Below are 14,936 nucleotides of genomic sequence, written 5' to 3'. Positions count from 1 at the left end.
ATAATGGATAAGATGAAGTTTTAAGGAGGCTAAATCATGGCGAATCACCCATTCGAAAGTTTTAATTTGGAACCAAGTCTGATTGAAGCTGTTAAAGATTTGAATTTTAATCAACCAACAGAAATTCAACAAAGAGTTATTCCAAAGATTATTAAAGAATTAAGCTTAATTGGACAATCTCAAACTGGTACAGGAAAATCACACGCGTTTTTACTACCATTAATGCACATGATTGATCCAGATATTAAAGAACCACAAGCAGTAGTAGTAGCACCTACAAGAGAATTAGCTCAACAATTATTTGATGTCGCAAGTCACTTAGTTGAGTACAAAAAAGATGTTTCAGTCAAATTATTTATTGGTGGTACAGACATTGTAAGAGATCGACAACGTGTAAAAAACCAACCTCAACTCGTGATTGGTACGCCAACGCGTATTAATGATTTAGCGAAAAATGGTGATCTTCATGTTCATTTAGCATCTTATTTAGTTATTGACGAAGCCGATTTAATGATAGATTTAGGTCTTATTAATGAAGTGGATTTAATTGCAACAAGATTAGAAGATAGTGCCCATATTGCAGTATTTAGTGCTACGATTCCTAAATCATTACATCCATTTTTAAATAAATATTTAGAAAACCCTGAGTTCATTGAAATAGAGAATACAACCCAGAATAAAAAGAATATTGAATTTTATCTAATTCCTACTAAAGGTACGGTTAAAGTTGAGAAGACTTTAAAACTTATAGATATATTAAACCCTTATCTATGTATCATATTTTGTAATAGTAGAGATAATGCAGACGAATTAGCAAAGCAGTTAAATGAATCAGGGATAAAAGTAGGAATGATACATGGTGGTTTAACACCACGTGAACGTAAGCAACAAATGAAACGCATAAGGAATTTAGAGTTTCAGTTTGTTATTGCCAGTGATTTAGCTTCCAGAGGTATTGATATAGAAGGAGTCAGTCATGTAATAAACTTTGATGTTCCAAATGATATAGATTTCTTTACTCACCGTGTCGGCAGGACAGGTAGAGGTCAATATAAAGGTGTTGCCATAACATTATATAGTCCTGAAGAAGAAGAAAATGTATCATTAATTGAACAACGTGGATACAAATTTGAAAATGTCGATATTAAAAATGGTGAATTAAAAGCAATAAATGCACATAATAAACGCCAAACACGTAAGAAAAAAGATGACCACCTTACAAATCAACTTAAACACAAAGTTAAACGAAATAATAAAAAGGTTAAGCCTGGTTATAAAAAGAAATTCAAGCGTAATTTAGAAGAATTAAAACAAAAAGAGCGTAAACAATACAGTAAGCAACAACGACGTAAAAATAGAAAAGGATAGGTGAACGATATGTTATTAGGATCTCACGTTTCTATGAATGGCAAAAAAATGTTACAAGGTTCTGCAGAAGAAGCTGCCCGTTTAGGTGAATCTACCTTTATGATTTATACCGGGGCTCCTCAAAATACGCGCCGTAAACCTATTGAAGAATTAAATATTGAAAAAGGTCAAGAAGTCATGAAAGAACAAGGTTTATCAAATATTGTTGTTCATGCGCCTTATATTATTAATATCGCAAATACTGTAAAACCACATGTATTTGATTTAGGTGTGGAGTTTCTACAAAGTGAAATTGAAAGAACGCAAGCGATCGGCGCGAAAGACATCGTACTTCATCCTGGTTCCCACGTTGGCGAAGGTGCAGATAAAGGTATTGCAAAAATAATTGAAGGTTTGAATGAAGTATTAACTAAAGATAATGATGTTAGAATCGCGTTAGAAACTATGGCGGGTAAAGGATCAGAAGTCGGAAGATCATTTGAAGAAATCGCTAGAATTATCGATGGTGTAAATCATAATGAACGTTTATCAATATGCTTTGATACATGCCATACACATGATGCTGGATACAATGTAAAAGAAGATTTCGATGGTGTATTAAATGAATTTGATAAAATCATTGGAGTCGATCGAATTAAAGTTGTTCATGTGAACGATAGTAAAAACGATATTGGTGCTCATAAAGATAGACACGAAAATATTGGCTTCGGTTATATCGGCTTCGATGCATTAAACTACGTAGTACATCACGATACATTTAAAGATATTCCAAAAATATTAGAGACACCATTTGTTGGTGAAGATAAGAAAAGCAAAAAGCCACCATACAAACTAGAAATAGAAATGCTTAAACAACAACAATTTGATTCAGAATTAAAAAACAAATTGTTGAATGAATAATTGACCTTACGTTTTTTCATTAATTAATTAAACTTTCATAAATAAAGTAAGAGTAGAATGTTAAATCTGTTTAAAAGCAGTTTTTGACGTTCTACTCTTTTTATAATTCGTAAAGATTACTATTTACATAATTGTATGACCCATGTATAGTATAGTACGAGGTGAAAACATGACTACACCAGTTTTTGAATTAAAAAATATAAATTATCATTTTGATAACAAACGTGTGTTAGAGAACATCAATATTAAAATAAATAGAGGTACCTTTCTTGCAATTGTAGGGCCGAACGGTGCCGGTAAATCTACGTTATTGAAACTTATACTGGGCTTACTACCTTTACAAAATGGAGAAATATTAGTCGATGGCAATGACTATAACGGTAAACAGTCGTCTTTGAAAGTAAGTTACGTTTCTCAAAAAGCTCAAGCATTTAAAGCGGGATTCCCAGCTAGTGTTAAAGAAGTCGTAATAAGTGGCTTAACTAAACGTAAAAAGCTAGGTAAATGGTTCAATAAAAATGACGAACGTAAGGTTCAAACTGTACTTAAAAGATTGAATATTGAACATTTAATTGATAAAAATATAGCCGAACTATCAGGAGGTCAACAACAACGTGTACTCGTTGCCAGAGCCTTGATAAGCGATCCAAGTGTGCTTGTACTAGATGAGCCTACAAACGGTATAGATGCAAAACATGTAAGTGAATTTTACGAAACGCTAGAAAGATTAAAGCATGAAGGTGTAACTATTATTTTAGTTACACACGACATAGGTGTGGTGGCAGATACAGCTACAGAAGTGGCATGTTTAAATAAACATTTACATTTCCATGGGACTACAGAAGCCTTTAAATCGTTGGATGAGGTTGAAATTTCGAAAATATATGGACATCCAATCCAATTTGTCGATCACCAACATGATAGGGAGTGTTGTACATCATGATTGAGGCATTATTGAATTTCGACTTCATGAGGTATTCCTTATTAAGTGGGATGCTAATTGGTTTTCTAGCTCCGTTAATTGGAGCATTTATTGTGGTGCGTAGGTTATCATTGATTGCTGATGCACTGAGCCACGTGACACTCGGTGGTATTTCTTTCGGAATGTTTGTTTTAACCATCTTTCCTGCTTTAACTTTCCTTAATCCAATGTGGTTCGGTATTTTATTTGCAATTGTCGGTGCACTGTTAATTGAAAACTTAAGAAGTATGTATAGTAATTATCAAGAAATAGCTATCCCCATCATTATGAGTGCTGGCATAGCTTTAAGTGCTATTTTTATATCTTTATCGGATGGTTTTAACCAAGAAATCGTCGGACTGTTATTCGGTTCGATTAGTGCAGTAACTCAAAGTGATTTGTTGACGATTATCGTGATTGTGATTATTGCAGTTGCATTTATTTTAATATTTTATAAAGAATTATTCATTTTATCTTTCGATGAGGAATATAGTAAAGTTATAGGCATTCCTAAATGGATTCAATTCGTATTCATTATAATCGTAGCAATGGTAATTTCTGCATCAATGCGCGTTGTAGGTATTTTACTAGTAAGTGCTTTAATCACTCTACCTGTCGCAATTGCAATGCGATTTACAAAAGGATTTAAACAATTGATTATCACTAGTATTGTAATTGGAGAATGTTCTGTAGTAGGTGGTTTAATTTTATCTTTCTATATGAATATTTCTCCTGGTGGCGTTATCGTCGTACTACTAGTATTATTATTAGCAATAACGATGGTTTATCAACGTTTAAAATTGAGATCAAATAAAGGAGCTGTTATTGATGGAAACAAATGAAGCAATTGATATTCTTAAACAAGAAGGGCATAAGTACACTGATAAAAGACGTACAATATTAGACATTTTTGTTTCTGAAGATAAATACATCAATGCGAAACATGTTCAGCAAAAAATGGATAAACATTTTCCAGGTATTTCATTTGATACAGTTTATCGTAATCTACATTTATTTAAAGATTTAGGTATTGTAGAAAGTACTGAATTTGATGGTGAAATGAAATTTAGAATTGCATGTACAAACCATCATCATCATCACTTTATTTGTGAAACTTGTGGAGAAACTAAAGTTATTGATTTCTGTCCGTTAGAAGAAGTAAAATCTCAACTTCCAAAAGTAAGTATCAATACTCACAAATTAGAGGTTTATGGTGTTTGTGAACATTGCCAGACAGTATAAGTCGAACAAACGAAGTTAAAACATAGGCCATTAGTCTGAATTCTAATGATCATGAGCCGTAAATGTTTAAAACATCGCTATTTGAGATATACTATAAATGTAGTTAAAGATGACACATAATTTTAATTGACATGCATGATAGTTTGTTAAGCATATTGATTGTTGTCATTTATATTAGTTGTTATGCTTTATTTAACATTAATTAGGAGGATGATTAATTATGGCTTTTGAATTACCAAACTTACCTTATGGTTTCGACGCATTGGAACCACATATCGATAAAGAAACTATGGAAATTCACCATGACAAACACCATAACACTTATGTAACTAAATTAAATAGTGCAATCGAAGGTACTGACTTAGAATCTAAGTCAATCGAAGAAATCGTTGCTAACTTAGATAGTGTACCAGAAGATATTCAAACAGCTGTTCGTAATAATGGTGGCGGACACTTAAACCACTCATTATTCTGGGAATTATTAACTCCTAACTCTGAAGAAAAAGGTACTGTAGTTGATAAAATTAAAGAACAATGGGGTTCTTTAGATGAATTCAAAAAAGAATTCGCAGACAAAGCTGCAGCTCGTTTCGGTTCAGGTTGGGCATGGTTAGTAGTTAACGATGGTAAATTAGAAATCGTTACAACTCCTAACCAAGACAATCCAATTACTGAAGGTAAAACACCTATCCTTGGCTTAGACGTTTGGGAACATGCTTATTACCTTAAATATCAAAACAAACGTCCTGACTACATCAGTGCATTCTGGAATGTAGTTAATTGGGAAAAAGTTGACGAATTATATAACGCTGCAAAATAATTAAATAAAGCGTCAGTAAAGGCTGGGACATGATAATGCCCCAGCCTTCTCTTATTTATATTATTATGTGTGAGATTTTGAAATCTACTATATCAGTAAGATTTCCAATCTACACACTTTTTTAATTAAAATAATAGAAATCTTTAGTGATTTAATATATCATTTGTATTGAGAACTTTTGAATAGAGGTATGTTAATGTGTTAAAAAGACTAAAGGAAAAAACAAAAGAAGAAAAAGCTAGAAATACGATGAATAAAAGAATTGGTTTTTTATTTGGCGTCATCGTATTTATCTTTGCAGTAGTTGTTCTCAGGTTAGGGTATTTACAAATTGCTCAAGGTTCTCATTACAACCAACAAATAAAAAATAGTGAAAACATAACAATGAACGAAGCTGTACCGCGAGGACGCATTCTAGATAGAAATGGAAAAGTCCTAGTTGACAATGCTTCAAAGAAAGCAATTACATATACGAGAGGTAAGAAAACCTCACAAAAAGAAGTTTTAAAAACAGCAAGAGATTTATCAAAATTAATCAAAATGGATACTAAAAAAATTACACCACGAGATAAAGAGGACTATTGGATTCAAATACACCCTAAAAAAGCCAAAGCGCTAATGAAGGAAGAAGAGCAACTGCTCAATGATGGTAGTATTTCTCAAGAAGAATACGATAAGACGCTTTATAAAAAGATAACTGCAAAGCAAACTGACAAGTTATCAGATAAAGACTTACAAATACTTGCGATTTATCGACAAATGATGTCAGGATCTCCAATGGATCCACAAACGATTAAAAATGATGATGTGTCTGATGAAGAATACGCTAGAGTAGCACAAAAATTACCTGATTTACCAGGCGTGAATACGACTACTGATTGGGATAGAAAATATCCTTATAAAGATACTCTAAGAAGTATATTTGGTGATGTATCAACTCCTGAAGAAGGTATACCGAAAGAACTCGTTGATAAGTATTTAGCTAAGGGTTATTCTCGTAATGATCGTGTAGGTAAGTCTTATTTAGAATATCAATATAATGATGTTTTAAAAGGTAAAAAGAAAAATATGAAATACACTACGGATAAATCAGGTAATGTGGTTGATTCTAAAGTGATTAGTAAAGGTTCACGAGGAGATGACCTTGTATTAAGCATTGATATTGATTTACAGAAAAAAACTGAAGACTATCTTGAAAAACAAATTAAAAAATTACGTAGTCAGGGTGCCAAAGATATGGATAATGCCATGATTGTGGTACAAAATCCTAATAACGGTGATATTTTAGCAATGGCAGGTAAGCAAATTGATAAGGACGGAGATATGAAAGATTATGATATCGGTACGTTTACTTCACAATTTGCAGTTGGATCATCAGTAAAAGGTGGTACTTTACTAGCTGGTTATCAAAACAATGCTATAGATGTCGGTGATGAAATGATCGATACTCCATTAAAATTTGCTGGTGGATTAACGAAACGTTCTTACTTTAACAAAAAAGGCAAAGTAAAGATTAACGATAAAGAAGCGTTAATGCACTCATCAAACGTTTACATGTTTAAAACAGCCTTGAAATTAGCAGGTAAACCATTCTCGCCAAATATGACATTACCACCAGATATTTCTGATGCTGGTAAGAAATTACGTAAAGGTTTAAATCAAGTTGGTTTAGGTGTTAAGACAGGTATTGATCTACCAAATGAAACAGTTGGTCAAATAGAACCATTAACGAACAACCCAGGTAATTACTTAGATTTAGCAATTGGTCAGTTTGACACATATACACCAATGCAACTTGCACAATATGTTTCAACTATCGGAAATAATGGTTACAGAATTCAACCACACATTGGTGAAGAAATTAGAAAAGCAAATAACAAAGATAGCCTTGGACCAGTAAAAAATAAAATCAAAGGTACCGTATTAAATAAAGTCAATAATAAACCTTCAGAAATAAAACAAGTTCAAGAAGGGTTCAAGATGGCATTTAATGAAAAAGAAGGTACGGGTTATCAAAGCTTTAAAGATACTGTCGTTCCATCTGCTGGTAAGACTGGTACTGCTGAGGTTTATCAAGATGGAGAATCACGTGTTAACCAAACTTATATAGGCTATGCACCACAGAAAAATCCGAAACTTGCTTTCTCAATTGTTTATACAAACCAACCTGTTCCACCACCATGGTTAAACGGTGGCGATTTAGGTCGCGATGTAATCAATTATTATTTCAAACGAGATAAAGAAGAAAAAGAAAATAAGCAAGAAAATAAACAAGAAAATAAACAACCACAAAATAACGGCCGAAATGCCAACCAAGCCATTAACCAAAATAATAGAAACGTACAAAACGGAGCGAACGCACAAAATAATCTAGTGAATAATAATAACTAATAAAGCTTGCAATCATACGATTTTAATCAAATAGTACTTTTCATTTTTAATTGTAAATGGTATTATAAATAGGTCGTATTTTAAAAGGTAAGGAGGAAATAACATGCGCGTAAATGTTACATTAGCTTGCACAGAATGTGGAGAAAGAAATTACATTACTACAAAAAATAAACGTACAAATCCTGAACGTATCGAAATGAAAAAACACTGTGCTAGAGAAAATAAGCACACACTTCACCGTGAAACGAAATAATAACCTTAACTTAAGGTAAATTTATTGCTCAATATCACATTTATTCGAGTATATAACTAATTAATAAAAATGGGAGTGGAACAGAAATCGAATTTTCTAATAGAGTATTCGCTGTCCCTCCTCGGCAAGGATGACTAGAAATTGAAAAAGCTTGATAAAAGCGTATTTTCAATTCAGTTATATATTGCCAAATTGATTAAGAGTCTGAGACATCTATTTTTGTCTCAGACTCATTTTTAATATGTATAACTTTTGAATTATTTTGTGTTAAGTTTTGTTTTGATAGTAAAAGTAATCATGAAAAATACATAAATCAAAGTTTGATGACATCAAAAACTTAAAACGTTATAATAAGATTAGTATGGAATGCAGGAAGGTGACGACTTGGATAAGAAAAGTTTACGTAAATCAATGATTGATAAAATGAAAAAGTTTTCATATAACTCAAATAAGTCGGATATAGACGCTTATTTAGCTGACCTTTTATTTGATACTGAGGAATACTTGAATGCTCATCGAATTGGAATTGTGCTTTCGATGTCTCACGAAGTAGATACATATTCAATTATTAAACAAATTTTAGATGATGGAAAACAAGTATTTGTACCCAATACTAATTATCAAGAAAAAAGTATGACTTTTAAAAGATTACTCAACCTCCAACAAATTGATAAAGACGAAAAAGGTATATATCAAGTAATGGGAGAAACTGAATTATCCAATCAATTAGATTTAGTCGTCGTACCTGGCGTAGTTTTTAACCAAACTGGTTATAGAATCGGTTATGGTGGCGGTTATTTTGATAAATTTTTACATCAATTTAACCCTACAACACTCAGTTTAATTTATGATTTTCAACTTAGTGATTTTGAACCAGAATCGCATGATCAACCAGTGAGTAAATTGTTGGTCGCTACAACAAAATAATGGAGGTAAAGATGTATACTGAAAAACATTATTGGAAAACAATATACACATGGATAAAGTATCTTAATTATGAAGTTGTCCATAGAAATCAACAGGATGATGAAATATGGTTAGCAAATAAACGTAAACAAAGCGTCGTCGTTTTTAAAAATGGCGCCAATACAACACAAGAAGTAAGATTCTCTAAAGAACGTATTATTGATCATCAAGAAGATATTACTTCTTATTTAGATTTCGAACCGAAGCATTTTAATTTATATATATTTACAGAAAAAACCTTTGCCGATGAACATTTAGATGAAACTGACCCGATCAAATTAAAAGTTAAAGTAATAAGAGAAGAACACCAAATTGACCAGTTACTACCTAATTTCGCTATAAAACAGCTATATTCTAGACGTGAAAAGCAAACGCCAACTTTTTATAAAAATCGTGTATTACATAATGGTGAATTAGAAAAACATATGATTAAATTCGCGCCCGTTACATATAGTCTCATTGCGATTAATGTCATTATATGGCTGTTTATGATTGTTTATTTAAATCATTTTTCAGATATTAAACTGCTAGATGTTGGAGGACTTGTACACTTTAATGTCGTACATGGTGAATGGTATCGATTAATTAGCTCAATCTTCTTACATTACAATTTTGAACACATATTCATGAATATGTTGAGTTTATTTATTTTTGGTAAGATTGTTGAATCGATTATTGGTTCATGGCGAATGTTAGGCATCTTTATTATTTCTGGGATTTTTGCTAACTTTGCTTCACTTTCATTTAATACCGATACAGTGTCGGTTGGAGCAAGTGGTGCGATATTTGGTTTAATCGGTGCAATAATTGTATTTATGTATTTGAGTCAAAAATACGATCGTAAATTGATTATCCAATTACTCGTTGTAATCGCAATTTTAATATTATTATCTTTATTAATGAGTAACGTGAATATCGTAGCGCATATTGGTGGTTTTATTGGTGGTGCATTAATTACTTTAATGGGGTATTACTTTCATAAAGATCGTAACCGATTTTGGATTGTAGTAATTATCATTTTATTACTTTTTATTGCTGCACAAATACGTTTGTTTACAATTAAGGAAGTAAATATTTATAATGCCATCATTACAAAAGAAATGAAAAAGGGTAACTATTCTAAAGCAGACAAAATGGTTGATCAAACTTTCAAGAAAAACTATGCAGATGCGCAAACGTATTATTTAAGTGGATTAATTACTTCAGAACGTTCATCTAAATCAGAAGGCATGGCAAGTTGGAAACGAGGCTTAGATCATTATCCTGATTCAGGTTTACTCAATTATCAACTTGCAGTTGCGAATAGATCCTTAAACGATAATGATAAAGCCAAAAAGTACATTAAAAAAGCAGTAAAAATTGATCCAAACAATTCAGACTATAAAGATTTACAAAAAGAGTTGAGCGATTAATTTGAAGCAACAAAAGCTTGCAACATTTTATGATGTGCAACAATTATTGAAACAATTCGGCTTTATTATTTATTTCAAGGATAAAGATGATATGTATGAGATGATGAAACAAGAAATTAAATCACTTTACCAATATGATTTAATCTCAAAAAATGATTACTTACAATGTATATTAATTATTAATCAACGACAAAAAGAAAAATAATGATTCACTGAAGAGGTAGGAATCCAAGGTACCTGAGACATTAACCATTAAGTAAATGTTCAGAGCTTACTAAGGTAATTCCTTCCTCTTTTTTATTTAATTATGTGTATATGATTTATTAATATTCATGCGACTTATCGTAGTTAAACAAGTTGATTATAATTGCAATTGATAAAGTATTAATATTAAAATAGGTATAAATACAGATTCTATTGTAATTCTAATAGAAAAACCATATTCGATTTTTTCATTCAATTATAGAGCAATTTGTCTTTTTATTTAATAAGTAAAAATATTACATATTGTTTCATTTAAATATTATTTGAAATGCTTTTTAACATGTATTATTGCAACTATAATTGTATGTTTGAATCTTAATTCAAGAAGGATGAGTAATTGATGAAGAAAATTATTTTAGCAGCAGATATAGGTGGTACGACTTGTAAATTAGGTATCTTTGATGAAAATTTAGAAAGATTATCTAAGTGGTCCATAGATACAGATACTTCAGATTCGACAGGTTATCAATTATTGAAAAATATACACGATTCACTCGTTGAACATGTGGAAAAATCTAACTATACGATGAGTGATGTTTTAGGTGTTGGTATTGGGGTGCCAGGTCCTGTCAATTTTGCAACAGGTGAAGTTTACGGTGCAGTAAATTTATACTGGAAAGAAGTAGTAAATGTGCGTAACATATATGAACAATTTGTCGATTGTCCCGTTTTTGTAGACAATGATGCCAATGTAGCTGCGTTAGGTGAAAAACATAAAGGTGCTGGACAAGGTGCAGATGATGTTGTCGCAATAACTTTAGGAACAGGATTAGGTGGAGGCATTATTTCAAATGGTGAAATCGTCCACGGACATAATGGTTCTGGAGCTGAAATAGGCCACTTTAGAGTAGACCAAGATCAACGTTTTAAATGTAACTGCGGCAAATCAGGGTGTATAGAAACTGTTGCATCGGCTACCGGTGTTGTAAATTTAGTTAATTTCTACTATCCAAAATTAACGTTCAAATCATCTATACTACATTTAATCAAAGAAAATAAAGTTACAGCCAAAGCTGTTTTTGATGCTGCTAAAGCGGGCGATCAATTTTGTATTTTCATAACTGAGCGCGTGGCAAACTATATTGCATACTTATGTAGTATATTAAGCGTTACGAGTAACCCTAAATATATTGTGCTCGGTGGTGGAATGTCAACAGCAGGGTTAATTCTAATCGAAAATATTAAAACAGAATATAGAAATATCACATTTTCTCCAGCGCAAGAAGGAACGGAAATTGTTCAAGCCGAGCTAGGTAACGATGCCGGAATAACAGGTGCAGCAGGACTCATATATACTTATATATTAGAGAAGGACGGTGTTAAATAATGGCAATTGTAGACGTAGTTGTAATTCCAGTAGGTACTGAAGGTCCAAGTGTTAGTCAGTATATTGCAGAAATTCAAACAAAGTTAAAGGAATATAAAGCAGAAGGTAAAATTGATTATCAACTTACACCTATGAACACGTTAATTGAAGGGGATTTAAAGGATTTATTCGAAGTGGTACAAGCAATTCATGAGTTACCATTCAATAAAGGACTTGACCGTGTATGCACAAATATTAGAATTGATGATAGACGTGATAAATCTCGTAAAATGGATGATAAAATTCAAGCAGTAGAAAGTCATTTAAATAAAGGTGTAGATAAATAATGAGAATTTCAAAATTAACATTAGGTATTGCAGATACAAATACGTATTTTATAGAAAATGATCAAGATTTAATTATAGTTGATCCTGCGAGTGACAGCGATTTAATCATTAAAAAGGTCAATCAAATTAATAAACCGGTAAAAGCAATTTTATTAACACATGCACACTTCGACCACATCGGTGCACTGGATGATATTGCTCAGCATTATGATGTGCCAGTTTATATGCATCGTGAGGAATTCGATTTCTTAACAGACCCAGAGAAAAATGGATCGGCTAAATTGGTTCCACGTGGCTTTGAAAAAGTAACTAGCCAAGTTCAACCAAAGCCTTTAGATGAAGGGAATACTGAAATTGAAGGTTTCAAATTTAAAGTACTTCATACGCCAGGTCATTCATCAGGAAGTTTAACTTATGTATTTGACGATTTTGCAGTTGTCGGTGATACTTTATTTAAACAAGGTATTGGGCGTACAGACTTATACAAAAGTGATTACGAAACTTTAATTGATTCAATTAAAGATAAACTATTTGAACTTGAAGACGATTTGCCATTATTCCCAGGCCATGGTGAATATACTACAGCGGCAGAAGAAGAAAACAATCCTTTTATAAATGGATAAATTAAAGTAAAACAACGACCTCCTACGTGTATATATGTAGGAGGTGATTTTTTTGAAACAGTTGTTTCGTAATATAATTAATAAAGCCATTGAACAAGAAGCGAGTGATATTCATTTTATCCCGTCAGAACAAGAGGTCGCGCTCAAATTTCGTGTAAATGACCAGTTTATTGATGTAGAGACGATACAATTACAGCTTTATAAGAAATTATTAACCTTTATGAAATATCAAGCTGGTTTAGATGTTTCAAATCATAACAGTGCCCAAAGTGGTAGACACTTGTATAAATTAAAGCAATTGTATTTTTTACGTATATCAACGTTACCTTTGTCACTTGGAAATGAAAGTTGTGTTATCCGCATTATTCCCCAATATTTTCAAAAGCAAAGCCAAGTAAATAATATTGATAATTTATACCGGTTAATGAATAAGAAACAAGGATTGATATTATTTAGTGGGCCTACTGGATCAGGTAAGAGCACTTTAATGTATAACATGGTATTGTATGCGAAAGAACATTTAAATCTCAATATCATAACTGTAGAAGATCCTGTTGAAAGACTAGTGAAAGGCATAACTCAAATTTCAATAAATGAAAAGGCAGGGATTAATTATGCTTCTTCATTTAAAGCGATATTAAGGTGTGATCCCGATGTGATTTTAATTGGTGAAATAAGAGATGCTTCAATTGCTAAATATGTTATCCAAGCTAGTCTTAGCGGTCACCTCGTTTTATCTACCTTACATTCCAGTGATTGTAAAGGAGCATTGTTAAGATTATTAGAAATGGGAATCAGTAAACAAGAAATATGCCAATCTATTATAAGCATGCTTAGTCAACGTTTAGTAACAACATCTGATCAACAAAGAAAATTAATTTATGAGCATCTCACAAAGAATGATATTAAATACTTCTTCGATAATGGTTTATCATTACCTAATGATTTTCAAAACTTAACATATTACCTAAAACAAATGTCGAAGGAGGGAGTGATTTGTGAATCAACGATTGAAAGATATTTATAATTTCTTTCGCTATCGTAAATTAAATGATTATGAAAAGATAGAGATACTACAAAGACTACGCAATTTAATAAGCCATGGTTTTACTCTATCGGAAGCATTTACGTTCTTATTATCTAATATTAAATTTTGTTCTCCCCGTTTGACTGAAAATATTTTAAATGAATTAAAGAACGGTGCGAATTGTTCTGACATTTTAAAGATATTAAATTACCCTAAGACAATTGTAATGCTCATATATTTTTCTGAAATGTTTAGTGAATTAACGATTAGTCTAGCACATGCTGAAGACTATATGTTAGCAAACTATAAAGCTAAGAAAGCACTATATAAGAATCTTCAATATCCTCTCGTATTATTAGGGTTATTCCTCACAATGTTAGTTGTTTTAAATCAAACTATTATCCCTGAGTTTGAAAGTTTATATCAAAATATGGATGTACAGGTTTCAAATTTACAACTATATTTATCACTTTTTATTATGACTTTACCTAGAAATTTATTTTTAACATTTATTCTCCTATTAATACTTTCTTTACTATTACTCCTCATATTTCGCAAACTTTCAATCTATAATAAACATCGCTTTTTATTATTCATCCCAATCATTCGTCAATTTTTTAAATTATATAAAACTTATCGTCTTGCATCAGAATTTTCATTATTTTACAAGAATGGGATAAATTTACAAAAGATCGTAGATATTTATTCCAAGCAAAATGACGACCCTTACTTGTTATTTTTAGCAAATGAAATAAAGTTTGGTACTCACCAAGGGCAAAGTCTCAGTGAAATATTAATCAATATTTCTTGTTTTGATAAGGATTTAATTACCTTTATTGAAGAAGGTGAGAAAAAAGGAAAGGTTGATATTGAATTAAAACTATTTAGTGAAATGATCATGACAAGAATCGAACGAAAACTTCAAACGCTTATTAAATTCATACAACCATGTGTATTTCTATTATTAGCATTTTTAATCGTATCTTTATATCTCGTTATCATGTTACCAATGTTCGATTTGATGCAGACAATAAAATAATTTTAGGAGGCAAAGTT

16 protein-coding genes are annotated in these 14,936 nt (G+C 31.6%); all 16 read left to right on the top strand.

Going from position 1 to position 14,936, the window contains the following annotated elements; translation table 11 throughout:
- Positions 1 to 36 precede the first annotated feature (36 nt).
- Positions 37 to 1,368, top strand: coding sequence for a DEAD/DEAH box helicase (locus QQM35_RS08930; RefSeq protein WP_251520607.1), 1,332 nt, complete (start codon positions 37 to 39; stop codon positions 1,366 to 1,368).
- 9 nt (positions 1,369 to 1,377) lie between these two features.
- Positions 1,378 to 2,268: a deoxyribonuclease IV gene (locus QQM35_RS08925; protein ID WP_251520611.1), complete on the top strand. Its 891-nt coding sequence runs from the start codon at positions 1,378 to 1,380 to the stop codon at positions 2,266 to 2,268.
- 169 nt (positions 2,269 to 2,437) lie between these two features.
- The gene (locus tag QQM35_RS08920) at positions 2,438 to 3,211 is read left to right on the top strand and encodes a metal ABC transporter ATP-binding protein (protein ID WP_251520614.1); all 774 of its coding nucleotides are present in this window, start codon (positions 2,438 to 2,440) and stop codon (positions 3,209 to 3,211) included.
- Positions 3,208 to 4,071, top strand: a complete 864-nt coding sequence (locus QQM35_RS08915) for a metal ABC transporter permease (protein ID WP_251520617.1) — start codon at positions 3,208 to 3,210, stop codon at positions 4,069 to 4,071. Before QQM35_RS08920 ends, QQM35_RS08915 begins: the two co-directional genes overlap by 4 nt.
- Positions 4,058 to 4,471, top strand: a complete 414-nt coding sequence (locus QQM35_RS08910) for a Fur family transcriptional regulator (RefSeq protein ID WP_251520619.1) — start codon at positions 4,058 to 4,060, stop codon at positions 4,469 to 4,471. Before QQM35_RS08915 ends, QQM35_RS08910 begins: the two co-directional genes overlap by 14 nt.
- A gap of 220 nt (positions 4,472 to 4,691) precedes the next feature.
- Positions 4,692 to 5,291: a superoxide dismutase gene (locus QQM35_RS08905; RefSeq protein ID WP_251520623.1), complete on the top strand. Its 600-nt coding sequence runs from the start codon at positions 4,692 to 4,694 to the stop codon at positions 5,289 to 5,291.
- Between the two features lie 198 nt (positions 5,292 to 5,489).
- Positions 5,490 to 7,682, top strand: a complete 2,193-nt coding sequence (locus QQM35_RS08900) for a penicillin-binding transpeptidase domain-containing protein (protein WP_342610337.1) — start codon at positions 5,490 to 5,492, stop codon at positions 7,680 to 7,682.
- A 103-nt stretch (positions 7,683 to 7,785) separates the two neighbouring features.
- Positions 7,786 to 7,935: a 50S ribosomal protein L33 gene (gene rpmG, locus QQM35_RS08895; RefSeq protein ID WP_251520629.1), complete on the top strand. Its 150-nt coding sequence runs from the start codon at positions 7,786 to 7,788 to the stop codon at positions 7,933 to 7,935.
- 384 nt (positions 7,936 to 8,319) lie between these two features.
- The gene (locus tag QQM35_RS08890; RefSeq protein ID WP_251520632.1) at positions 8,320 to 8,862 is read left to right on the top strand and encodes a 5-formyltetrahydrofolate cyclo-ligase; all 543 of its coding nucleotides are present in this window, start codon (positions 8,320 to 8,322) and stop codon (positions 8,860 to 8,862) included.
- Positions 8,863 to 8,873: 11 nt separating this feature from the next.
- Positions 8,874 to 10,313 (top strand): rhomboid family intramembrane serine protease, encoded by a 1,440-nt coding sequence (locus QQM35_RS08885; RefSeq protein WP_251520635.1) that lies wholly within the window; start codon positions 8,874 to 8,876, stop codon positions 10,311 to 10,313.
- A gap of 1 nt (position 10,314) precedes the next feature.
- Positions 10,315 to 10,518, top strand: a complete 204-nt coding sequence (locus QQM35_RS08880; RefSeq protein WP_251520638.1) for a YqgQ family protein — start codon at positions 10,315 to 10,317, stop codon at positions 10,516 to 10,518.
- 399 nt (positions 10,519 to 10,917) lie between these two features.
- On the top strand, positions 10,918 to 11,904 hold the full coding sequence (locus QQM35_RS08875; protein WP_251942885.1) for a glucokinase: 987 nt from the start codon (positions 10,918 to 10,920) through the stop codon (positions 11,902 to 11,904).
- Positions 11,904 to 12,230, top strand: coding sequence for an MTH1187 family thiamine-binding protein (locus tag QQM35_RS08870; protein ID WP_251520646.1), 327 nt, complete (start codon positions 11,904 to 11,906; stop codon positions 12,228 to 12,230). Before QQM35_RS08875 ends, QQM35_RS08870 begins: the two co-directional genes overlap by 1 nt.
- Positions 12,230 to 12,853 carry an MBL fold metallo-hydrolase gene (locus QQM35_RS08865; RefSeq protein WP_251520650.1) on the top strand — a complete coding sequence of 208 codons (624 nt, stop codon included), beginning with the start codon at positions 12,230 to 12,232 and terminating at the stop codon, positions 12,851 to 12,853. Before QQM35_RS08870 ends, QQM35_RS08865 begins: the two co-directional genes overlap by 1 nt.
- A gap of 52 nt (positions 12,854 to 12,905) precedes the next feature.
- Positions 12,906 to 13,880 carry a competence type IV pilus ATPase ComGA gene (gene comGA / locus QQM35_RS08860; protein ID WP_251942889.1) on the top strand — a complete coding sequence of 325 codons (975 nt, stop codon included), beginning with the start codon at positions 12,906 to 12,908 and terminating at the stop codon, positions 13,878 to 13,880.
- Positions 13,852 to 14,919 (top strand): competence type IV pilus assembly protein ComGB, encoded by a 1,068-nt coding sequence (gene comGB, locus QQM35_RS08855; protein ID WP_251942891.1) that lies wholly within the window; start codon positions 13,852 to 13,854, stop codon positions 14,917 to 14,919. Before comGA ends, comGB begins: the two co-directional genes overlap by 29 nt.
- The last annotated feature ends 17 nt before the right edge of the window (positions 14,920 to 14,936 follow it).

Source organism: Staphylococcus hsinchuensis (genome assembly GCF_038789205.1).
Classification (GTDB): Bacteria; Bacillota; Bacilli; order Staphylococcales; family Staphylococcaceae; genus Staphylococcus; species Staphylococcus hsinchuensis.
This window is presented reverse-complemented; position numbering and strand designations above follow the sequence as displayed.

Excerpts from the sequence above, each read along its gene's own strand:
- QQM35_RS08915 (WP_251520617.1), top strand. The coding sequence starts at position 3,208 with ATGATTGAGGCATTATTGAATTTCGACTTCATGAGGTATTCCTTATTA.
- QQM35_RS08930 (WP_251520607.1), top strand. The coding sequence starts at position 37 with ATGGCGAATCACCCATTCGAAAGTTTTAATTTGGAACCAAGTCTGATT.
- QQM35_RS08870 (WP_251520646.1), top strand. The coding sequence starts at position 11,904 with ATGGCAATTGTAGACGTAGTTGTAATTCCAGTAGGTACTGAAGGTCCA.
- QQM35_RS08925 (WP_251520611.1), top strand. The coding sequence starts at position 1,378 with ATGTTATTAGGATCTCACGTTTCTATGAATGGCAAAAAAATGTTACAA.
- QQM35_RS08885 (WP_251520635.1), top strand. The coding sequence starts at position 8,874 with ATGTATACTGAAAAACATTATTGGAAAACAATATACACATGGATAAAG.
- rpmG (WP_251520629.1), top strand. The coding sequence starts at position 7,786 with ATGCGCGTAAATGTTACATTAGCTTGCACAGAATGTGGAGAAAGAAAT.
- QQM35_RS08910 (WP_251520619.1), top strand. The coding sequence starts at position 4,058 with ATGGAAACAAATGAAGCAATTGATATTCTTAAACAAGAAGGGCATAAG.
- QQM35_RS08875 (WP_251942885.1), top strand. The coding sequence starts at position 10,918 with ATGAAGAAAATTATTTTAGCAGCAGATATAGGTGGTACGACTTGTAAA.
- QQM35_RS08865 (WP_251520650.1), top strand. The coding sequence starts at position 12,230 with ATGAGAATTTCAAAATTAACATTAGGTATTGCAGATACAAATACGTAT.
- QQM35_RS08905 (WP_251520623.1), top strand. The coding sequence starts at position 4,692 with ATGGCTTTTGAATTACCAAACTTACCTTATGGTTTCGACGCATTGGAA.
- QQM35_RS08920 (WP_251520614.1), top strand. The coding sequence starts at position 2,438 with ATGACTACACCAGTTTTTGAATTAAAAAATATAAATTATCATTTTGAT.